General features: G+C 68.0%; 17 protein-coding genes. 12 read left to right on the top strand and 5 right to left on the bottom strand.

Annotation, left to right across the window (positions count from 1 at the left end; translation table 11 throughout):
* Positions 1–4 precede the first annotated feature (4 nt).
* Together LTH93_RS04585 and LTH93_RS04580 are read left to right on the top strand one after the other, a co-directional pair.
* A complete protein-coding gene (locus tag LTH93_RS04585) occupies positions 5–868 on the top strand; it encodes an enoyl-CoA hydratase/isomerase family protein (RefSeq protein ID WP_241463760.1) in 864 nt (287 codons plus the stop codon).
* Positions 865–1746, top strand: coding sequence for a 3-hydroxyacyl-CoA dehydrogenase family protein (locus LTH93_RS04580; protein ID WP_241463761.1), 882 nt, complete (start codon positions 865–867; stop codon positions 1744–1746). Before LTH93_RS04585 ends, LTH93_RS04580 begins: the two co-directional genes overlap by 4 nt.
* 44 nt (positions 1747–1790) lie before the next feature.
* Here the strand turns inward: LTH93_RS04580 and LTH93_RS04575 are convergent, their stop codons facing one another.
* The gene (locus LTH93_RS04575; protein ID WP_241464422.1) at positions 1791–2708 is read right to left on the bottom strand and encodes a sugar-binding transcriptional regulator; all 918 of its coding nucleotides are present in this window, start codon (positions 2706–2708) and stop codon (positions 1791–1793) included.
* A 227-nt stretch (positions 2709–2935) separates the two neighbouring features.
* Here LTH93_RS04575 and LTH93_RS04570 point away from each other — a divergent pair, with 227 nt between their 5' ends.
* The 3 genes from LTH93_RS04570 to glpK all read left to right on the top strand — a co-directional run bounded on the left by LTH93_RS04570 (position 2936) and on the right by glpK (position 7086).
* Positions 2936–4684 carry a glycerol-3-phosphate dehydrogenase/oxidase gene (locus LTH93_RS04570; protein WP_370642668.1) on the top strand — a complete coding sequence of 583 codons (1749 nt, stop codon included), beginning with the start codon at positions 2936–2938 and terminating at the stop codon, positions 4682–4684.
* 61 nt (positions 4685–4745) lie between these two features.
* Complete coding sequence (locus tag LTH93_RS04565) at positions 4746–5492, top strand: MIP/aquaporin family protein (protein ID WP_241463762.1); 747 nt, start codon at positions 4746–4748, stop codon at positions 5490–5492.
* A gap of 79 nt (positions 5493–5571) precedes the next feature.
* Complete coding sequence (gene glpK, locus LTH93_RS04560; RefSeq protein ID WP_241463763.1) at positions 5572–7086, top strand: glycerol kinase GlpK; 1515 nt, start codon at positions 5572–5574, stop codon at positions 7084–7086.
* A gap of 135 nt (positions 7087–7221) precedes the next feature.
* Here the strand turns inward: glpK and LTH93_RS04555 are convergent, their stop codons facing one another.
* From LTH93_RS04555 to pdhA, 4 genes are all read right to left on the bottom strand, one after another.
* Entirely contained in the window at positions 7222–8172 is a 951-nt protein-coding gene (locus tag LTH93_RS04555) for an urea carboxylase-associated family protein (RefSeq protein ID WP_241470211.1), read from the bottom strand.
* 112 nt (positions 8173–8284) lie between these two features.
* The gene (locus LTH93_RS04550; RefSeq protein WP_241470210.1) at positions 8285–9829 is read right to left on the bottom strand and encodes a dihydrolipoamide acetyltransferase family protein; all 1545 of its coding nucleotides are present in this window, start codon (positions 9827–9829) and stop codon (positions 8285–8287) included.
* 1 nt (position 9830) lies between these two features.
* On the bottom strand, positions 9831–10898 hold the full coding sequence (locus LTH93_RS04545; protein ID WP_241470209.1) for an alpha-ketoacid dehydrogenase subunit beta: 1068 nt from the start codon (positions 10896–10898) through the stop codon (positions 9831–9833).
* Positions 10899–10901: 3 nt separating this feature from the next.
* Complete coding sequence (gene pdhA, locus LTH93_RS04540; protein WP_241463767.1) at positions 10902–12086, bottom strand: pyruvate dehydrogenase (acetyl-transferring) E1 component subunit alpha; 1185 nt, start codon at positions 12084–12086, stop codon at positions 10902–10904.
* A 185-nt stretch (positions 12087–12271) separates the two neighbouring features.
* On the opposite strand from pdhA, the gene LTH93_RS04535 reads away from it, so the two are divergent.
* From LTH93_RS04535 to LTH93_RS04505, 7 genes are all read left to right on the top strand, one after another.
* The gene (locus tag LTH93_RS04535) at positions 12272–12769 is read left to right on the top strand and encodes an Lrp/AsnC family transcriptional regulator (RefSeq protein ID WP_241463768.1); all 498 of its coding nucleotides are present in this window, start codon (positions 12272–12274) and stop codon (positions 12767–12769) included.
* Complete coding sequence (locus LTH93_RS04530) at positions 12766–13782, top strand: MDR family oxidoreductase (protein ID WP_241463769.1); 1017 nt, start codon at positions 12766–12768, stop codon at positions 13780–13782. Before LTH93_RS04535 ends, LTH93_RS04530 begins: the two co-directional genes overlap by 4 nt.
* Before the next feature lie 162 nt (positions 13783–13944).
* Positions 13945–16053 (top strand): phenylacetic acid degradation bifunctional protein PaaZ, encoded by a 2109-nt coding sequence (gene paaZ, locus LTH93_RS04525; protein ID WP_241463770.1) that lies wholly within the window; start codon positions 13945–13947, stop codon positions 16051–16053.
* A gap of 245 nt (positions 16054–16298) precedes the next feature.
* Entirely contained in the window at positions 16299–17888 is a 1590-nt protein-coding gene (locus LTH93_RS04520; RefSeq protein WP_241470208.1) for an LTA synthase family protein, read from the top strand.
* Between the two features lie 111 nt (positions 17889–17999).
* Positions 18000–18356: a DsrE family protein gene (locus LTH93_RS04515; RefSeq protein ID WP_241470207.1), complete on the top strand. Its 357-nt coding sequence runs from the start codon at positions 18000–18002 to the stop codon at positions 18354–18356.
* A gap of 1 nt (position 18357) precedes the next feature.
* A complete protein-coding gene (locus LTH93_RS04510; RefSeq protein WP_241470206.1) occupies positions 18358–19188 on the top strand; it encodes a formylmethanofuran dehydrogenase subunit E family protein in 831 nt (276 codons plus the stop codon).
* Positions 19189–19333: 145 nt separating this feature from the next.
* Positions 19334–20644 carry a carboxylesterase family protein gene (locus LTH93_RS04505; protein WP_241470205.1) on the top strand — a complete coding sequence of 437 codons (1311 nt, stop codon included), beginning with the start codon at positions 19334–19336 and terminating at the stop codon, positions 20642–20644.
* Positions 20645–20669 lie beyond the last annotated feature (25 nt).

The following is a 20669-nucleotide window of genomic DNA, read 5'->3' as shown; positions in this document are numbered from 1 at the left end:
GCCCATGAGCGCACCAGATCCCACGCTGCTCGACGCAGCGGACTTCAGCACGCTGACGATCACCGAGTCCGCGGACCGGCTGCACGCCCAGCTGGACCGCCCCGAGGTCCGCAACGCTATCGACGCCACCATGATCACCGAGCTGCACGCGGTCTGCGCACACCTGGAGCACCACCCGAAGGTGCTGATCCTCTCCGGCACCGAGTCCGGCGGCAAAGGCATCTTCGCCTCCGGGGCTGACATCGGACAGCTCAGAGACCGACGACGCGCGGACGCGCTGCGCGGAGTCAACTCCACCGCCTTCGAACGCCTGGCCAAGCTGCCCATGCCGGTGATCGCCGCACTGGACGGCTACGCCCTCGGCGGCGGCGCGGAACTGGCCTGGGCCGCCGACTTTCGGCTCGGCACCCCTGCGGTGAAGATCGGCCAGCCCGAGACCGGGCTGGGCATCATCCCGGCCGCCGGGGCGCTCTGGCGGCTGCGTGAGCTCACCGGTGAGGGCGTCGCCAAGGAGATCCTGCTCGCCGGGCGCATCCTCGACGCCCAAGAGTCCCTGGACCACGGGCTGCTCAACGCGGTGCACCCCGCCGCAGAGCTGCTCGACGCCGCCCACGCCCTGGCGGACCGGATCGGCAGACAGGACCCGCTTGCGGTGCGAATCAGCAAGCAGGTCTTCTCCATGCCGCGCGAGGCCCACCCGCAGGTCGACAACCTCGCCCAGGCGATCCTGTTCGAGTCCGAGGCCAAGTTCGAACGCATGCAGGCCTTCCTGGACCGCCGCGAGGCCAAGACCGCGGCGAAGGACGCAGAGAAGACCGCGGCGAAGGCCGATCCCAAGCCAGCACAGACATCAGGAGACCACGGATGAGCACCTCGACCGCAGCGACACAGCCTTTCCCCGCCACCGTCGGAGTGCTCGGCGGAGGCCGCATGGGGGCTGGGATCGCCCACGCGTTCCTCATCGCCGGAGCCGAAGAGGTCGTCGTCGTCGATGTCTCAGAGGCAGCGGCCCAGACCGCCGCCGCGCGGATCACCAAGGATCTCCAGGCCTCGCTGAGCCGGGGGAAGATCGACGGCGAGCTTGCGAGCTGGGCAGACCGGCTCACCGCCACCGCCGATGTCACCGCGTTCACCCGCTGCGGCCTGGTGGTCGAAGCGGTGCCCGAGGATATGGCGCTCAAGGTCGATTCGCTGCGCCGGGCCGAGGCGCAGCTGACCCCGGAGGCCTGGCTGGCCACGAACACCTCCTCGCTGTCCATCACCGCGCTGGCGGAGCACCTGCAGCGGCCCGAGCGGTTCTGCGGGCTGCACTTCTTCAATCCGGTGCCGGCCTCGAAGCTGGTGGAGGTGGTGCTCGCCGAGCGCACCGGCGAAGAGCTCGCCGCGCTCAGCCCGCGCTGGGTCGAGGCCCTGGGCAAGACGCCCGTGGTGGTCAAGGACGCACCCGGCTTCGCCTCCTCCCGGCTGGGAGTGGCGATCGGGCTCGAAGCCATCCGGATGGTCGAAGAAGGCGTGGCCGCTCCGGCCGACATCGACAACGCGATGGTGCTCGGCTACAAGTTCCCGATCGGGCCGCTGGCGCTGACCGACATCGTCGGCCTCGACGTGCGGCTGGGGATCGCTGAATACCTGGAGTCCCAGCTGGGCGAGCGTTTCGCTCCGCCGCAGCTGATGCGCGAGATGGTGGCCCGAGGCGAGCTGGGACAGAAGTCCGGCAAGGGCTTCTACGACTATCCCGAGGCCTGATCCTCAGGTCCTGACCCTGCAGGTCCAGATCGCGAGCGGCGGGATCAGCGCGACGCATCCTGGACCAGCCATCGCGCCGTGGCCTCATCGAGGATGAGATCAGTGGGCAGCCCGGCAGCCAGGGCCCCGCGCAGGCCGCTGATCTTCGCCTCACCCGAGACGATGCAGATCCGCCGCGGCACCTGTCGCAGCAGCTCCAGGTCCGGTCCCGTGCTGCGCTGATTGATCAGCAGGTCACGGTGGCTGCCGTCGGCGCGGAAGAACATCGTCGCCACGTCTCCGACCACCCGCTCCGCGTCCAGCGCGCGCAGGTCCGCCTCATCGAGGTACCCGCCCGAGTACACGTGGCTGGGGATCCCGGAGTTGGTCGAGCCGACCCCGAAGATCGCCATGGTCATGCGTCGCTGGAGCTCGAGGATCCTCAGCACGCTGCGTTCGGCCCACATCGCGGTCTTGGTGTCGGCGTGATCGAAGAAGGCCGGGACCGGAAACTGCTCGACGCGGGCGCCATAGGCGTGACCGAATCGGCGCAGGATCTCACTGGCATAGGCGATCCCCGTGGTCTGGGTGTTCCCGGCCCCGTTGAGCTGCACGATCGTGCTGTCGTGGGTGATCCTCCGGCTCAGGTGCTGGCTCACGGCGCTGAGCGTGGAGCCCCAGGCCACGCCGATGATCGCATTGGAATCGACCAGGGGGCCTATGGTCCGGGCCGCCTGGATCGCCACCCGGTCCAGCGACTCTGAATCACTGACCAGATCCGAGACCGGCACGACATGGGCGTCCACTCCGAAGCGTCGCCGGATCTCGTTCTCCAGAGACGGTGCCCGGTGCGCCGGATTATTGACCTGAATCTCGACCAGACCGGTGTCACGCGCCATCGAGAGCAGGCGGGAGACCGTGGACCGCGAGGTCATGAGCTCCCGTGCGATGGCGTTCATCGTCAGGTCCTGAAGGTAGTACATCTGCGCCGCGCGCAGGGCATCGCCGCTCCTGGAGCGTGCGGACTCGGCGGTGGATGAACGTGCAGCGGGCTGAGATCTGTCGTCCCCTGGCGATGTGTTGATGATCAATCCTTCCGTAGATTCTGCACGTCTGTGCACCACCATTGACTATTTGTCCCGAAGTTTCAAGAGTGTACCTATACGCACGGTGACCCCGATGTAGCACCTGACACCCTGAGGAGAATGTGATGGCCGACACAATGGCGACCAATGGCGACACCCGGATCCCCGCTGAGAGAGCAGAGGTTCGGCAGCTCCGAGAGACCCCGCGGGCTTCGGTGCTGATCATCGGCGGCGGAATCAACGGTGTCGGCACCTTCCGAGACCTGGCGCTGCAGGGCGTGGACGTGGCGCTCGTGGAGCGCGGCGACTACTGCCAAGGAGCATCCGGGGCGTCCTCGCACATGATCCACGGTGGGATCCGCTACCTGGAGAACGGCGAGTTCAGGCTGGTCCGCGAATCGGTGGTCGAGCGCAATGGCCTGCTGAAGACCGCCCCGCACTACGTGAAGCCGCTTCAGACCACGATCCCCATCTTCAGCACCTTCTCCGGGGTCCTCGCCGCCCCGCTGCGGTTCATCACGCACCGCCAGCACGGGCAGCCTCGCGAACGGGGAGCATTCCTGATCAAGGCGGGCCTGACCATGTATGACTGGTTCTCCCGCGCAGGCGGCGCGGTCCCGCGGCACCGTTTCGCCGGTCGCCGCGCATCCCTCGCGCAGCTCCCGGATCTGCGTCCCGACGTGCGCTACACGGCCACCTACTTCGACGCCTCGGTGCACAACCCGGAGCGGATGACCCTGGATGTGCTGCGTGACGGTCTCAACGCCAACCCGGAGGTCCGGGCCACGAACTACGTCAGCGCGGTGAGCCGCAGCGGGGAGTCCGTGTTGCTCCGCGACGAGCTCACCGGAGCTGAGTTCCCGTTCACCGCCGACGTGATCGTCAACGCCACCGGGGCCTGGGTCGATGGGACCAACGAGTCCCTCGGTGAGCCCAGCGCCTTCATGGGCGGCACCAAGGGCTCCCACATCGTGCTCGATCACCCCGAGCTGCTGGCCGCCTGTGCGGGTCGCGAGATGTTCTTCGAGAACACCGACGGTCGCATCGTGCTGATCTACCCCATCGAGGACCGAGTGCTGGTGGGCACCACTGACATCGACGTCGACGTGAACGAACCCGCCGTGTGCACCCCCGAGGAGGTCGACTACTTCATCGACCTGGTCGGACAGGTGTTCCCCCGGATCGCAGTGGAGCCCGGGCACGTGGTCTACAGCTTCTCCGGCGTCAGGCCGCTGCCCCGCCACGACGCGACCCAGCCGGGCTTCGTCTCGCGGGACTACCGCATCGAGAAGCGCGAGGACCGGATCGCTGGACAGTCTGTGACCACGCTCAGCCTGGTCGGCGGGAAATGGACCACCTTCCGGGCGCTCTCCGAGCACCTGACCGATGATGTGCTCGAAGTCCTGGGCAAGCCCCGCACGGTCAGCACCGCCGGGCTCGCCATCGGCGGCGGCGCCGACTTCCCGAAGACACCCTCCGCAGAGAAGGCCTGGATCATGGCCCACGCCCGAGACGGCCTCTCCGCCGAGCGGGTGGAAGTGCTGCTGACCCGGTACGGGACCCGTGCCGCGGAGGTCATCGATCACCTCCGTGCCGGCGCGGACAAGGACCTCGACTCGACGCCTGAGCTGAGCCAGCGCGAGCTGGCCTACATGGTGGAGCACGAGCAGATCGGCCACCTGATCGACGTCCTGATCCGCCGCACCTCCCTGGCCTTCCGCGGGCTCGTCACCGCCGAGCTGCTCAGCGAGCTGGGTGAGAGCCTCGCGCCGCTGCTGGGCTGGGACGCAGAGACCATCGCCTCCGAGATCAAGGACGCACAACGAGTGCTGCGTGAATGGCACACCGTTGAGCTCAAGGATCTGGTGGCCTGACTCCGGCGGGCAGCAGCCCGACGGGAACCCCCTGAAAAATGAATAACGAAAGGAGCCAAAGATGTCTCTAGAAGCTTTCGTCGCCGAGACATTCGGCACCATGCTGCTGCTGCTGCTCGGTTGTGGCGTGGTCGCCAACGCCGTCCTGCGAGGCACCAAGGGCAACAACGGCGGATTTCTGATGATCAACTTCGGCTGGGGGCTCGGCGTCTTCGCCGGCGTCTACGTCGCGGCGCTCTCCGGAGCGCATCTGAACCCCGCCGTCACGGTCGGTCTGCTGGTCAACGGCGACATCGAGACGCTGGGCCCCGACATCGAGAAGTCGGCTCTCAACGTGGTGCTCTACTTCGCGGCGCAGCTGCTGGGCGCCATGATCGGAGCCTTCCTGTGCTACCTCTCTTATAAGAAGCACTTCGACGCGGAGCCTGACCCAGGGGCCAAGCTGGCCGTCTTCGCCACCGGCCCAGCCATCAGGTCCTCCCCCTGGAACCTCATGACCGAGATCATCGGCACCTTCGTGCTGGTGTTCGTCATCATCGCCTTCGCGGGTACACCTTCGGGTCTCGGACCCCTCGCGGTGGCACTGCTGGTGGTCGGTATCGGCGCCTCCCTCGGTGGGCCCACGGGCTACGCCATCAACCCGACTCGTGACCTTGGGCCCAGAATCGTCCATGCGCTGCTGCCCATCAAGGGCAAGGGCGGAAGCGACTGGTCCTACGCCTGGGTTCCGATTCTCGGCCCCCTGATCGGCGGTGCTCTGGGCGGTCTGCTGGCCATGATGGTCACCCTTCCCGTCGTGAACGGATAGCGCAGAAGCATCGCGGGCGGCTCGGCTGCTGCCCGTAATCGGAACTTTCACCGACTGCACACTCAACGAGGAGAACAACATGTCGAAGTACGTCATCGCGATCGACCAGGGCACCACCTCGAGTCGAGCCATCATCTTTGACCACAGCGGGAACATCGTGTCCTCGGGTCAGAAGGAGCACGAGCAGATCTTCCCCAAGGCGGGCTGGGTCGAGCACGACCCGATGGAGATCTGGAACAACACCAGGGAAGTCATCGGCAACGCACTCTCGAAGGTGAACCTGACCCGGCACGACATCGCCGCGGTGGGCATCACCAACCAGCGTGAGACCACGGTGGTGTGGGACAAGCACACCGGAGAGCCCGTCTACAACGCGATCGTCTGGCAGGACACTCGCACCCAGTCGATCGTGGACGAGCTCGCCGCCGACGGCGGGGTGGAGCGCTTCAAGACGAAGGTCGGTCTGCCGCTGGCGACCTACTTCTCCGGCACCAAGGTGAAGTGGATCCTGGACAACGTCGAAGGTGCCCGCGCCAGGGCCGAGGCCGGGGACCTCTACTTCGGGAACACCGACTCCTGGATCACCTGGCACCTCACCGGCGGCACCGAGGGCGGCGTGCACATCACCGATGTCACCAACGCCTCACGGACCATGTTCATGGACCTTGAGACCCTCTCATGGGATGACGAGCTCCTGAAGGCCTTCGGGGTGCCCCGCTCGATGCTGCCGGAGATCAAGTCCTCCTCGGAGGTCTACGGCACGGTCCACACCGCTCAGCTGCTGCGCGAGACGCCGGTGGCCGGGATCCTCGGTGACCAGCAGGCCGCGACGTTCGGTCAGGCCGCGTTCGAGAAGGGCGGGGCGAAGAACACCTATGGCACCGGCAACTTCCTGATCGTCAACACCGGTGAGGAGATCGTCCACTCGAAGAACGGGCTGCTCACCACCGTCTGCTACAAGCTGGGCGACGCCAAGCCGGTCTACGCCCTGGAGGGCGCGATCGCCGTGACCGGATCGCTGATCCAGTGGCTGCGCGACAACCTGGGGTTCATCAAGACGGCACCCGAGGTGGAGGAGCTGGCCAAGTCGGTGGAGGACAACGGCGGGGTCTACGTGGTGCCCGCCTTCTCCGGGTTGTTCGCTCCCTACTGGCGGGGCGAGGCGCGCGGGGTCATCGTGGGTCTCACCCGCTTCGTGAACAAGGGCCACATCGCCCGGGCCGCGCTGGAGGCCACGGCCTTCCAGACCCGCGAGGTGCTCGACGCGGCCAACGCCGACGCGGGGGTCGACATGGCGGACCTGCGGGTCGACGGCGGGATGGTGGCCAACGATGCGCTGATGCAGTTCCAGGCCGACATCCTTGGGATCCCGGTGATCCGGCCGAAGGTGGTCGAGACCACGGCGCTTGGTGCGGCCTATGCGGCGGGCCTGGCGGTGGGCTTCTGGAGCGACACCGATGAGCTGGCGACCAACTGGGCGGAGGACAAGCGCTGGCTGCCGTCGATGGACGACGCCGAGCGTGATCGCCAGATGCGTCTCTGGAAGAAGGCCGTGACCCGGACGTTCGACTGGGTGGACGAGGACGTCAAGTAGCACTCAAGCAGCCGACGTCGAGCGGCAGACAGCTGCGCGCAGCTGAACGGGCCCGTGCTGATCCCTTGAGATCGGTGCGGGCCCGTCTGCGTGTCAGGTGCGTCGGGTGAGGGGCGCCGCAGCGAGGGCGACGTGTCAGGGGAGTCTGGACCCTCGACCGGGATGTGGGGTGGCCACCAGCCCGTGACGCCCGCGTCTGCCGCGGTACGTCGCCGTCTCCGGGGGCCTCCAGGCGCCGAGCGCCTCCTCCTCGACGGCGAAGACCTGCACGCCCAGCGGGTGACAGTGCTCGAGCTGCTCTTCGGTGGTCGCCGCATCGGGTCCCCACATGTGCACCGAGAGGTCGCCCCCGGGGCAGGTGGAGAGCGCGCAGAGCAGATCGATCTCGGCGAAGAACTCGAAGTAGTCACCGGGCTGGGTGGGGCAGGCATCCATGAAGTACTCACGCTTCTCATTGAGGCCTGCGAACTGGAACACGTTGAGCACATCGTGGACGTCGTACTCGGTGAGGCCGTGACCGTGGATGGCCCGGGTGAGGTTGGAGTGGCAGTGGTAGTCGAAGTCCTCACCGGTGAGCATCCGATTGACATAGGGGTCACAGCGGGTGCCCAGCAGGTCGTGGATGACCTCGGCGTCGGGGTGCTCGGCCAGGGAGTCCCCGATCACCGTGGCCATCGGGCGCAGGTGGGGGAGTGTGGACCAGAAACGGTCATAGGTGGTCATCGAGGCGCGCTGCAGCTGCCGGGTCCGGGCGGCCCAGAACCGTTCGCGCGGGTTGTGCAGGTTCCACAGGTTCAGGTCACCGACCTGCGGACCCTCGATGGCGCTGATCCGCACGATCGACCCGGCACTGACCTCCCAGGCGTGACCGGAGCGGACTGGGATCTCGAACTCCCGGGTCAGCGTCCGCTCGGCGGAGGCCACGGCGTCATAGAAGCTGCGATCCGGGTCCAGCGGTCCTGAGGGCATCGACTGATACGCGGCGGGCTGATCGTAGGTGCGCGGCCTCGCTGTCCGTGCGCTCGCAGCGTCTGGGACGGCGGGGTCAGCGGTCGCGGGTTCTCCGCTGGTGAGGTCTCCGGTCATGCTGTCTCCTTCTCGCGGGGAAGGGTCCAGTCTAGGGAAGAGGCCGGGGCCGACATCTGTTGTCGGCCCCGGCCCGTTCTGCTCATCCCTCAATGGTGCAGCCTATTGATCCTCAGAGATCCGCCAGCGCGGAGGACGGGTCCTCCAAGCAGGTGGCCACGAAGTTCAGGAACCCGCCGGCGGTGCCGCCGTCGCACACCCGGTGATCGAAGGCGATGGTCAAGGTGGCGACCTTGCGGACTGCGAGCTCCCCGTTCACCGCCCAGGCGCGGTCGAGGATCCGGCCGATGCCGAGGATTCCGACCTCGGGGTGGTTGATGATCGGGGTGGCGCCGTCGGAGCCGAAGACCCCGTAGTTGTTCACCGTGAAGGTGCCTCCGGTGAGCTCCTTGCCCGAGATCTTGCCCTCGCGGGCCTCACCGACCAGCCGTGAGATCTCCCCGTGCAGCGCCCGGGCGGAGAGCCGCTCGGCGTGCCGGATCACCGGAACCACCAGCCCTGCCGGTGTCTGGGCCGCGAAGCCCAGGTTCACGCCGTCGTAGTGCACGATCTCCTGGGCGCCGTCTGCCGTGTCCTCGAGCCTGGTGGCCAGGTCCGGATAGCGGGAGAGCCCGGCCAGCACGAACCGGCTGAGCAGCGCCAGCAGCGACGGCGCGGTGGTGCCGTCCTTGGCGGCCTGCGCCTTGAGTCGGGAGCGCAGCGCGAGGACCTCGGTCATGTCCACGTCCTGCCAGACTGTGGCCTCCGGGATCTCTCGGCGCGAACGGGTCAGAGTGGTGGCCACAGCCTTGCGCATCCCCGACATCGGGACGCGTTCGCGGACCTCGAGGCCACCCGGTGCCGGTGCCGCTGCGGGTGCGCCGGTCTTCGACGAGCCCGCGGAGGGCGGTGTGGGACCGGACGCAGATGCCGAGGCAGGCGCAGAGCTGACCGCCTCGGCGGAGGCAGGGGCTGCCTGGGCGGAGGAGTCGATCGCGGCGAGCACGTCGGCGCGCAGGATCATCCCCTCCGGACCGGTGCCCGTGAGCTCGCCCAGGGTGAGGGCATGCTCGCGAGCCAGTCGGCGCACCAGTGGCGAGGACACCCGAGGGGCCTTCTGCGCTGGAGCTGTGACGGCTGGAGCGTCGCTCGCCGGGGAGGCGGCACCGCCGGCGGCTGCCGGGCGGGAGGCGCCGTTGCGTCGGCGGCGTCGCCCGCTGCTCTTCGAGGTGGAGGTGCCGTAGCCGATCAGGACATTGCCCGATCCTTCATCCTCCGCGGAGTCAGCGGCGGATTCGGGGGCCGTGACCGCTCCGGTGGCGGGCATCGTGCCGGCGCGCTCCTCCTCGCGGTAGCTCAGTGCTCCCGCGGAGGAGCCGTTGGAGGCGCCGTCTGCTCCGGCGCCGGCGGAGTCATCCGCGGCGGAGCCGCTTCCGGCTTCACCCTCGGCACCCACGCTGATCAGCGGTTCGTCCACGATCAGGGTCTCGCCCACGGCGCCGTGGAGCTTGGTGACCACTCCGGCGTAGGGGGTGGGCACCTCGATGGCGGACTTGGCGGTCTCGACCTCGGCGATGGGCTGATCCACCACGATCGTCTCGCCCTCGGCCACCAACCAGCTCAGCAGCGTGGCCTCGGTCAGTCCTTCGCCCAGGTCGGGCAGGTTGAAAGTGGTCATCTCAGTCCTCCCACTGCAGCTCGTCGAGCGCGTCCAGGATGCGGTCCACGCTGGGCAGGTGGTGCTCCTCGAGCTTCGGCGATGGATATGGAATGTCGAACCCGGTGACCCGCTTGACCGGGGAGGACAGTGAATGGAAGCTGCGCTCCTGGATCCGGGCCACGATCTCGGCGGCCACCGAGACGAAGCCCTGCGCCTCGGCGATCACCACTGCGCGACCGGTCTTGGTCACCGTGGCCTCCAAGGCGGCGTCGTCGAAGGGCACGATGCTGCGCAGGTCCAGGACCTCCGCAGAGATCCCGTCCTCGGCGGCGGCCGTGGCGGCCTTCAGCGCAGTGGACACGCTGGGCCCGTAGCTGATCAATGAGACGTCGGTGCCCTCACGGACGACGACGGCGCGGCCTTCAGCCCCGACCCCGGCCGCCGGTGTGGACTCATCGTTCGCAGCGGCCTCGTACTGGGTGCGCAGTGCGCTGAGGTCGACGGCCTCCTTGGTCCAGTAGAGCTTCTTCGGCTCGAAGAAGATCACCGGGTCCGGGGAGTCGATGGCCTCGCGCAGCATCAGGTAGGCGTCGCTGACCGTGGCCGGGGTGTAGATCTTCAGCCCCGGGGTGTGCGCGTAGTAGGCCTCGGAGGAGTCGCAGTGGTGCTCCACGCCGCCGACTCCGCCGCCGTAGGGGATCCGGATGACCATGGGCAGGCGGACCCGCCCGCGGGACCGGTTGGCGGTCTTGGCGATGTGGCTGAAGATCTGCTCCAGCGCCGGGTAGGCGAAGGCGTCGAACTGCATCTCGATCACCGGGCGCATCCCGTTGATCGCCATGCCCATGGCCATGCCGGCGATGCCTGATTCGGCCAGCGGGGTGTCGAAGCAGCGGTTCGCGCCGAAGCGCTGGGTCAGCCCGTCGGTGATCCGGAAGACTCCGCCGAGTGTGCCGACGTCCTCGCCGAAGACGCAGACCGAGCGGTCGCCCTCCATGGCGTCGGACATCGCGGTGTTCAGCGCTGCGGCGAAGGTGGTGGGCTTGGTGGTGGCGCCGGCCGGCGCGGGGGTGGTGGCAGTGGCCATGGGTCAGCCCTCCTGGCTTCGCTCGAGCTCATCGGCCAGCTTGGCGCGCTGTTCGCGCAGCTGGGCGGTCGGGGCGGCATAGACGTGGTCGAAGATCTCCAGCGGGTCCATGTCCGGTTCGGTGGTCATGGCCAGACGCAGTGCGGCCGCGACCTCCTCGGCCTTCCCGCTGATCCGGGTCTCGGCGTCGGAGTCGAGGACCCCGCGCTCGGTGAGGAAGGTGCGCATGCGCAGCAGCGGGTCACGCTGCTTCCACTGCTCGACCTCGGCGGACTCGCGGTAGCGGGAGTCGTCGTCGGCGTTGGTGTGGGCCTGCATCCGATAGGTGATGGCTTCGAGCAGCAGCGGCATCGAGTTCTTCCGGGCCAGCTCGACGGCGCGGCGCAGCGTGGCCAGCACGGCCACCATGTCGTTGCCGTCCACCTGCTCCCCGGCCATGCCGTAGCCGATGGCCTTGTGCGCCAGCGAAGGCGCAGCGGTCTGCGCCGAGAGCGGCACCGAGATGGCGTAGCCGTTGTTCTGCACGAAGAACACCACCGGGACCTCGAAGACCGCGGCGAAGTTCAGCGCCTCGTGGAAGTCGCCCTCGCTGGTGGCGCCGTCGCCGCACATCGCGAGCACCACGGTGTCCTCGCCGCGCAGCTTCGCCGCGTGGGCCACGCCGACGGCGTGGAGCAGCTGGGTGGTCAGCGGCGTCGACATGGCAGAGATCTTGTAGTCCAGCGGGTCATAGCCGCAGTGCCAGTCGCCGCGGAAGGAGACCATGACCTCCAGCGGGTCCACCCCGCGGGTGATCGTGGCGACGGTGTCGCGGTAGGTGGGGAACATCCAGTCTCCGGTGCCCAGTGCAAGGGCGGCACCGACCTGGCATGCCTCCTGGCCGTGGGAGGAGGGGTAGACCGCGAGCCGGCCCTGGCGGACCAGGGCATAGTTCTGGTCATTGACCCGGCGGCCCACCACCAGCGCCTCATAGGCGGCCAGCAGGGCGTCGTCCTCGGGGATCGGGTATTCGTGCCCGGGGCTGGTGCCCTGGGCCTCCTCGGCGATCAGCTGCCCGTCGGGTCCGAGCATCCGGATCTGCTGGGCGGCCGGGAGCATGTACTGCTCCGGGGTGATCCCGAAGCTGCTGCTCGTCTCCTTGATGTGGGAGCCCTGGATCGGGGTCCCGTCCCGTGTCTCGCTGGTCATCGCGAGTCCTCCTAAAAAAGTCTCTCGTGCAGGTGTCGTGCATCACACTCTTGGTACGAGTGTCACCCAGCTCGCCCGCGCGTGACCACTGCGCAGACACATCCAAGACGGCGTCCGTCCGGGGGTCCCCGGGGCTGGACGAACTGCTCGTGTGGGGTGCGCCACGGCTGGTATCGTCCAGAGCTATGGGCGATGAACGAGACGAGGCGGCGAGAGGTCAGATCTCGCTGGACTCCGTGGACCACCGAATCCTGCATGCGCTGAGTCAGGATGCCCGCCAATCGGTGAGCGCCCTGGCCTCCGGGCTGCACCTGTCCCGGGCCAACGCCTATGAGCGGATCTCCCGGCTGCGCGCCGCCGGAGTGCTGCAGGGCTATACCGCGGTGATCGATCCTCGGGCGGCCGGGATGTCCACGGCGGCCTACGTCTTTCTCACCCTGAAGCAGGATGACTGGGAGGTGCTGCGCGGGGCGCTCGCCGATGAGCCCGCGGTGCGGCATCTGGCGCTGGTCGGCGGACAGTACGACGCGGTGCTGCTGGTGCGCACCCGCACCGTGGAGGAGCTGCGCCGCGTGGTCTTCGAGCGGATCCAGTCGCTGGCCTGCGTACAGTCCTCCCAGACCGCCCTGATCTTCGACGACCACACCCAATACGAGCACCCGATGCCAAGGAGACCTTCATGACCTTTCGAGCAGCCCTGATCGAACAGACACTGGAGCGCGGACGCGTTCAGGATCACCAGGCGACCTTGCAGGACCTTCCCGAGGACTACCTCGACGGCGCCGGGGGAGACGCTCCGGTGGACATCGCTGTCCACTACTCCGGGATCAACTACAAGGACGGCCTCGCCCTGGCCGGCAAGCCCGGGGTGGCGCGGACCTCCCCGCTGATCCCGGGCATCGACCTGGTCGGCGAGGTCACCGCCTCCGCCGATCCGCAGTTCAGCCCGGGCGACGTCGTGGTGCTCACCGGCGGCGGAATCGGCGAGGCGGCCCACGGCGGCCTGGCCGAGCGAGCCCGGGTCTCCGCGAAATACCTGGTCAAACTCCCCGCGGGGCTGAGCCCACGGCGGGCCGCGGCGATCGGAACCGCAGGGTTCACCGCGATGCTCGCGGTGCTCGCGCTGGAGCGCGGCGGAGTGCGGCCCGAGTCAGGCGCCGTCGTCGTCAGCGGGGCGGCTGGAGGGGTCGGCTCGGTGGCGATCGCGGTGCTCAACCAGCTCGGCTATAAGGTCACCGCGGTGACCGGCCGGGTCCATGAGCAGGGCGAGTATCTGCGCCACCTCGGCGCCTCCGAGCTGCTGGACCGCCAGGACTTCGCCGAGGCCGGGTCTGCGCTGCAGAAGCGCCGCTGGGCGGGTGGGATCGACTCCGCCGGCTCGGCCACCCTGGCGAACATCCTCTCGCAGACCGACGACGACGGGACCGTCGCCAGCTGCGGGCTGGCCCAGGGCGTCGACCTGCCCACCACCGTGATGCCCTTCATCCTGCGCGGGGTCACCCTCGCCGGGATCAACTCCGTGACCGCGTCGCCTGAGCTGCGTTCACAGGCGTGGGCCCGACTGGCCAGCGACCTGCCCCTGGAGCTGCTCGATGAGATGACCCAGGAGATCCCGCTGGACGGGGTCTTCGAGCAGGCCGAGCAGATCCTCGCCGGCCAGGTCCGCGGCCGCACGGTGGTGAAGGTGAAGGGATGAAGCTGCAGCGGTGAACCTGGCGAGCTGAGTCGGCGAGCTGAGCTGGAGCAGCGGACGTGGCGCGGCGGATTCTGTGCGGGGTGTCACATTCTCGCCTCCCGGGCTAGGATGGGGTCAATTACCGACCGTTCGGTCAGTTCTACCTGTCGTTGAGAGGACCCCATGGCTGCCACTGACACATCTGCGGCTCCCCGTCTCCTGCCCAGCTACATCCAGGACTCCTGGTGGACCCCGGAGGCCCCGAGCAAGGTCAGCGAGATCCTTGACGCCTCCACCTCTGAGCCGGTCTGCCTGGTCTCCACCGAGGGACTGGACACCTCCGCCGCCGTCGCCCACGCCCGCTCGGTCGGCCAGGAGAGCCTGGGGCAGCTGACCATCCACCAGCGCGCACTGCGGCTGAAGCACCTGGCGGCCTACCTCCACGAGCACCGCGAGGAGCTCTACGAGCTCTCCGACCGCACCGGCTCCACCCGGCGTGACCACCTGATCGACGTGGACGGCGGCATCGGCACCATCCGCACCTTCTCCTCGAAGGGTCGGAAGGAGCTGCCCAACGCCAACGTCATCGTCGACGGGCAGGTGGAGCAGCTCTCCCGCGACGGCTCCTTCCTCGGTGAGCACATCTACACCCGGCTCACCGGGGTGGCCGTGCAGATCAACGCCTTCAACTTCCCGGTCTGGGGGATGCTGGAGAAGTTCGCCCCGAGCTTCATCGCCGGGGTGCCCACCATCGTGAAGCCCGCCTCGCAGACCGCCTACGTCACCCAGGCCTGTGTGCGGCTGATGATCGACTCGGGGCTGATCCCCACCGGTGCGCTGCAGCTGATCTCCGGCTCCGCCCGGGACCTGCTGGACCACCTGGATCACCGCGACCACGTGGCCTTCACCGGCTCGGCTAACACCGCGCAGCTGCTGCGCTCCCATGACAACGTGGCCAACCAGGGTGTGCGCTTCACCGCGGAGACCGATTCGCTCAACGCCGCCATCCTGGGTCCCGACGCCGGCCCGGACACGGTCGAGTTCGACGCCTTCATCAAGTCGGTGGCCCTGGAGATGACCGCGAAGACCGGCCAGAAGTGCACCGCGATCCGCCGCGTCATCGTGCCCTCGGCCCAGGTGGACCCGGTGGTCGAGGCGCTGCGGAAGCGGCTGGACTCCCGCGTGGTCCTGGGAGACCCGCGTGACGCCGACACCACGATGGGCCCGCTGGCCTCCACCGATCAGCGCGACGAGGTCGCCCGTGCGGTGGACACACTGGTCAGCGCCGGCGGCGCAGTGCGGGTGGGGGGCCCGGAGTCCGGCACCGGCTCGGCCGATGCCGCGCTCGGCGCGTACTTCCCGGCCACCGTGCTCTCCTTCGCCGAGGCCCGCACCCCTGAGGTGCACTCGGTGGAGGCCTTCGGTCCGGTCACCTCGGTGCTGGGCTACGCCGACATCGACGACGCCGTGGACCTCGCCGCCCTCGGCGGCGGGTCCCTCGTCGCCACCGTCTGCACCCATGACCCGGAGATCGCCGCCGAGTTCACCCGCGGCATCGCCTCCCACCATGGGCGCGTGCTCTTCCTGGACCGCGACGACGCCAAGACCTCCACCGGTCACGGCTCTCCGCTGCCCCACCTGGTCCACGGCGGCCCCGGACGGGCCGGCGGCGGCGAGGAGCTCGGTGGGATCCGCGCGGTCAAGCACTACATGCAGCGCACCGCCGTCCAGGGCTCCCCGGACCTGCTCACCGGGGTGACCGGGGTCTGGCACCGTGGCGCCAAGGCCATCACCGCGACCCCTGAGACGGTGGCCGACGGCACCGCCGTGCACCCGTTCCGCAAATCCCTGACCGAGCTGCGCATCGGGGACCAGTTCGCCTCGGGGCTGCGCACCGTGGCGTTGGAGGACATCACCTCCTTCGCCGAGTCCACTGGAGACACCTTCTACGCCCACACCAACGAGGAGGCGGCGACGGCGAACCCGTTCTTCCCGCGCCGAGTGGCCCACGGGTACCTGCTGGTGGCCTGGGCTGCCGGACTCTTCGTGGAGCCGGCTCCGGGGCCGGTGCTGGCCAACACCGGCCTGGAGAACCTCTCCTTCCAGACCCCGGTGACCTACGACGACTCGATCCGCGTGACGCTGACCGCGAAGCAGATCATCCCGCGCGAGACCGACGACTATGGCGAGGTCCGCTGGGACACCGTGCTGCACAACCAGCACGATGAGATCGTCGCGACCTATGACGTGCTGACCCGGGTGGCGAAGCAGAACAAGCCCGAGTGGGTGTGACGCCGTCGTCGGCTGACGTCAGCTGACGTCGGCTGCGCGCGCCTGACGCCCGCAGACCTCAGGCGCACGCAGGCACATGCTCGAGCAGTGAAGGGGCGGGGCCGGGGGAGAACCTCGGCTCCGCCCTCTGCCGTGTCCGACCTCCAGGCTCTCCTCGGGAACGGCGCGTAGCGTAAGGGGCTGAGTTTTCATCGCCCCTGAGTGGGCTCGAGGTCAGGCAAGGGGCGCACATGGTGGCAGCGGCAATGCCAAATGACCCTGCGCGCGCCCGGATTCCCCACGTGGCCCGGCGGTCTGGCGCGATCCTCGGCCGAATCACGCTCTTTCTGCTGGTCTGGATCGGGCTCGCCCTGCTGATCGCCGCAGCCATGATCCGCCTCCTCTGGGGAGAGATTACCGTGGGCCAGGTGCTGCTGAACCTGGTCTCCGTGGAGACCGACGGTGGAGGTGGAGCCCTGGTCTGGGTCGGCGTCCTGGGCATCGGAGTCCTCCCGCTGGTGATCACCGCCGGGATCGCGCTGTCGGTGCGATTCCGACGCCGCATACGCCGGTTGCGCGGGGATCACGACCGAGCCTGGCGCTCGCCGTGGCTGATGCGCGCCGTCGCGAGTGCGGCGGCCGCTTCAACAGTGGTCCTCGGGACTGCCTCCTTCGCCACAGCGGTGGGCCTCGCTGACCACATCAATGCGGGGAACTCCGAGTACGACCTCAGCGACCACTACCTTCAGCCGCGCATCACCGGCGACGAGCAGAAGCGCAACGTGGTGCTGATCTACCTTGAGGCCGGCGAGGCCACGCTCGAAGATGAGGCGCTCTTCGAGAAGGATGCGTTCGCCCCGCTCAAGGACGTGACCACGGCTGACGCGGGCTGGCAGAGCGTGGAAGATCTCCGGCAGTACGAGGGCGGCGGCTGGACCATGTCCGGTCTCACCTCGACCCAGTGCGGCATCCCGCTGGCGGGCGCCACCTCTGCCGCGAGCAGCGGCGCGCTCGGTGAGCTTCGCGAGGGCGATGAGGCCTACCTGGGTGGAACGACCTGCCTGGGTGATGTCTTGGACGATCACGGATACACCAATGTCTTCCTGGGCGGCGCCAGCTCCTCCTTCGCCGAGAAGGACAACTTTCTGGCCAGCCACGGCTACACGCAGATCAAGGGTCTCGCCGACTGGCGGGCCGCCGGCGAATCGGCGAGCAGCTTCCGCAGCGACTGGGGCCTGAGTGACCAGCGCCTGATGGCCCGGGCCAAGGACGAGCTCGATGAGCTCCATGCGGATTCCGTGCGGACCGGGGCGCCGTTCAACCTCTCAGTGCTGACCCTGGACACCCATGAACCGGTCCACGTGTTCGACTACTGCGACGTGGACACGCAGGACCAGGCCACCTCAGTGTTCTCCTGCTCCATGGCGCAGGTGGCGGGATTCGTGGAACACATGGAGGAGCAGGGATACCTCGAGGACACCGCCGTGGTGATCATGGGCGACCACCTCAAGCCGGTCAACACCGGCGACGCCTTCCAGGAGCAGCTCGAAGACCACCCGGACCGCAGCATCTTCAACCGGATCTGGATTCCAGGCGGAGGGGCGGACGCCACGCTGCGCAAGGGCGTGGACCAGCTGAGCATGTACCCCACGCTTCTGGAGGTCGCCGGGCTGACCCTCTCCGATGGTCAGGCCGGGGTGGGGGTGTCCGCGTTCTCCTCCCAGGTGCCAGAGGATTCAGCGCAGTCGCTGTCCCCGGCGGTGTATTCCGAGCTGCTGAGGTCGCGTTCCTCGGAGTTCTACTCCGAGGCGTGGGACGACGCCGCCACACCCGGCTCACCCGGCACACTGGACTGACCCGGCACAAGGGACTGACCCGGCTGGTCGAGCGTAATGAGGTCTGGGTGTGTTTCTGGGTGCCGGTCGGGAAGGGGCGCGATCACGGGTGAGACCGAGGATGATGGCCCCATGGCAAAGACCGTGATCTTCCTGTTCCATGACGACAACAGTTCACTCGAGGCTGGTTCCCATGTAGCGGAGAGGATCCGCCAGGTCGCCGCAGGCCAGGGCGTGGAGCTCGAGGTCTTCTGCTTCGGTCCCGCGCAGGCCGCCCTGACCGAGGAGAGCGACGACCCGGTCCGAGCAGGCTACCGGCACCAGATCGAGGCACTCACTCGAGACGGCGTCGAAGTGCATGCCTGCCTGAACGCGGCGCACGCCGTCGGTACGGCCGAGGCGCTCATCTCGCGCGGGGTGACTCTTGAATACGCACGCGACGCCTTTGTCCGCTACGCCCTCGAAGGTGCGGCGGTGATCAGCTTCTGACATGACGACACCGATTGATGACGCAGGTGAGGAGGCGTCCCACGAAGAGCGAGAGGAATCGCACTGGGAAGTCCCGTCGTGGCTGCGAGAAGCGACCGAGCTGCCGGGGTTCCAGGTTCTGGATACCAGGTCCGCGCAGGGTCGGATCGAATCTCGCGCCAAGAAGGTCACCCTCGCAGATCTGATCCTCTTCCACGGCCATGCCTGTGACGGGCTGCTTCGGGGTGCATACGCCTTCGCCGCACTGGTCCTCGACGCATTCCCAGGAGGGGTCATCGACCGCACCGACCTTCTGGTCGTCTCGAAGAACAGCCCATGCCTGGGTGACATCGCCGCGTACCTGACCGGTGGTCGGGTCAGGTACGGCACGCATCTGCTCGACGATTCCTTCGGGGTGCGATTCGTGGTCAAGCAGCTCTCCACCGGTGACGCCTGGGAAGTGCAAGAGGAGCCCGGCTTCTTTCCGCCGTTGATCGCAGATTGGGAAGCGGCCCTGCTCGACGACACGCTCACCGAGAATGGAACACTCAGCATTGCTGAGAAGGCGGACCTTGTGGCGGTCAATGAAGCTGTGCAATGGAACTGGGTGCGCACCGCGCTGCTGCCGAGTCGACCGTCCGAGCACTACAAGGTTCGTAGACTCCGCGATGCCGCGCTTCCCGCCCCGCTCTTGGAAGCGCGACGCACCGACGTCGCGAACCGAGACGTTCCGCCGTCTTCGCGGTTCCGCAGTCCCTATGGAGCGCGGACCGATCTCCCGAGCCCCAGCATTCCCGCAGACGTTCCTGAGCCTTGGGCCGCGCGGTATCTTCAGGGACCGCCGCCCGCCTGAGTTCACCGAGATCAGCTATGAGGTCCGTGTCGTCACCGAGGAGAGTCCCGGCCGCGTCGAGCTGCTGCCCAGCCGGAGGCCGACGCCCAGCGCGAGAAGGCAGTGGTTCACTGGGAGGACATATCGTCGAGCAGATGGGCCGTGCATGAGATCCGAGCAGCGTTTCACCCCTCCGTGCGGCCCGGTCATCGGACAGCGCGTCGGGCCGGTCCTCAAGGCATCTGGCATTCCCTACGCACGGGCCCAGCGATTCCAGCCGCCGCAGCCCGTAGATGACTGGTCTGAGCCGTACTCCGCACTCGATCCAGCACCGGCCTGTCCGCAGTGGCGGATCAGAGAACTGGAACCGGTGATGGGGAGCCAGACCGGAAGGCTTCCCCAGGACGAGCACTGCCAGAATCTCACGGTCACGACACCGGAGAACCGGCAGCAGGGAGAGCTCCTGCCGGTCATGGTGTGGATCCACGGCGGGTCCTATATCTCAGGTGCAGGAGACGCGCCGATCTACGACCCGAGTGCCCTGGTGAGTGAACAGCGCGTCGTCGTCGTCTCCGTGACGTACCGTCTCGGAGCCTTCGGATATCTCGGCGGCGAGGGTCGGCCTGCCAACCTCGGTCTGCTGGATCAGCTCAGCGCGCTGGAATGGGTGCAGCGCAACATCGGCGCCTTCGGCGGCGACCCGGACGGGGTCACCCTCTTCGGCCAGTCCGCCGGAGGCGACGCCATCGCTCATCTGATGGCCACACCGAGAGCGTCAGAGCTCTTCCGCCGGGCCATCATGCAGAGTCCGCCGCTGGGGATCTCACGGGGACGACACAAGATGACGGCAGCCATGGCCGCTGCCGGTTCCTCCCTGCCCGCAGACGCCCCGGTCAAGGAGGTGCTGCGCGTCCAGGAGAAGGCGCGGGCAGCGGCCGCCCCGTTCGGTCTGCGCGGACTCATGCCCTTCGGGACCCAGTACGGAGTCTGGCCGCTGCCTGAGGAATCCCAGATCGATCAGGCCTGGGACGCAGTCGCACCGCACATCGACATCATGATCACGCACACCGCAGACGAGACGAGGCTGTTCATACCGGTCGCGCATCCGGTGAAATGGCTTCGCGGGATTCCGCTGCTCGGTTCGGGCGCGACGACGCTGCTGAGCCGGCTTGCGACCAGGCAGGTCTACGTCAGGGGCATCCGCTCCTTCGTCAGGCGTCACCGTCGTGCCGGAGGCCGATCGCACTACTTCATCTTCGACTGGGCTGCGCCCGACAACTTCTATCGCTCGGCACACGGGATCGATGTGGCGCTGCTCTTCGGAACTCCGGCGAACACCGAAGGGCTGAAGCTGCTGCAGGGAGCGTCCTGGGAGGAGCTCGATGAAGCAGGCAAGGCCGTCCGGGCGCTCTGGGCCGGGTTTGCTCGGGGTGCGGAACTGCCAGCCAGGGGCCGCATCCCCGGCGTCCCGGTGTGACGGTTGCGAACGGCAAGACCCGGCC

Source organism: Nesterenkonia sp. DZ6, assembly GCF_022565835.1.
Classification (GTDB): Bacteria; Actinomycetota; Actinomycetes; order Actinomycetales; family Micrococcaceae; genus Nesterenkonia.
This window is presented reverse-complemented; position numbering and strand designations above follow the sequence as displayed.

Excerpts from the sequence above, each read along its gene's own strand:
- LTH93_RS04550 (WP_241470210.1), bottom strand. The coding sequence starts at position 9,829 with ATGACCACTTTCAACCTGCCCGACCTGGGCGAAGGACTGACCGAGGCC.
- LTH93_RS04565 (WP_241463762.1), top strand. The coding sequence starts at position 4,746 with ATGTCTCTAGAAGCTTTCGTCGCCGAGACATTCGGCACCATGCTGCTG.
- LTH93_RS04515 (WP_241470207.1), top strand. The coding sequence starts at position 18,000 with ATGGCAAAGACCGTGATCTTCCTGTTCCATGACGACAACAGTTCACTC.
- LTH93_RS04505 (WP_241470205.1), top strand. The coding sequence starts at position 19,334 with ATGAGATCCGAGCAGCGTTTCACCCCTCCGTGCGGCCCGGTCATCGGA.
- glpK (WP_241463763.1), top strand. The coding sequence starts at position 5,572 with ATGTCGAAGTACGTCATCGCGATCGACCAGGGCACCACCTCGAGTCGA.
- LTH93_RS04585 (WP_241463760.1), top strand. The coding sequence starts at position 5 with ATGAGCGCACCAGATCCCACGCTGCTCGACGCAGCGGACTTCAGCACG.
- LTH93_RS04570 (WP_370642668.1), top strand. The coding sequence starts at position 2,936 with ATGGCCGACACAATGGCGACCAATGGCGACACCCGGATCCCCGCTGAG.
- pdhA (WP_241463767.1), bottom strand. The coding sequence starts at position 12,086 with ATGACCAGCGAGACACGGGACGGGACCCCGATCCAGGGCTCCCACATC.
- LTH93_RS04555 (WP_241470211.1), bottom strand. The coding sequence starts at position 8,172 with ATGACCGGAGACCTCACCAGCGGAGAACCCGCGACCGCTGACCCCGCC.
- LTH93_RS04575 (WP_241464422.1), bottom strand. The coding sequence starts at position 2,708 with ATGTACTACCTTCAGGACCTGACGATGAACGCCATCGCACGGGAGCTC.
- LTH93_RS04580 (WP_241463761.1), top strand. The coding sequence starts at position 865 with ATGAGCACCTCGACCGCAGCGACACAGCCTTTCCCCGCCACCGTCGGA.
- LTH93_RS04530 (WP_241463769.1), top strand. The coding sequence starts at position 12,766 with ATGACCTTTCGAGCAGCCCTGATCGAACAGACACTGGAGCGCGGACGC.
- LTH93_RS04520 (WP_241470208.1), top strand. The coding sequence starts at position 16,299 with ATGCCAAATGACCCTGCGCGCGCCCGGATTCCCCACGTGGCCCGGCGG.
- LTH93_RS04545 (WP_241470209.1), bottom strand. The coding sequence starts at position 10,898 with ATGGCCACTGCCACCACCCCCGCGCCGGCCGGCGCCACCACCAAGCCC.
- LTH93_RS04510 (WP_241470206.1), top strand. The coding sequence starts at position 18,358 with ATGACGACACCGATTGATGACGCAGGTGAGGAGGCGTCCCACGAAGAG.
- LTH93_RS04535 (WP_241463768.1), top strand. The coding sequence starts at position 12,272 with ATGGGCGATGAACGAGACGAGGCGGCGAGAGGTCAGATCTCGCTGGAC.
- paaZ (WP_241463770.1), top strand. The coding sequence starts at position 13,945 with ATGGCTGCCACTGACACATCTGCGGCTCCCCGTCTCCTGCCCAGCTAC.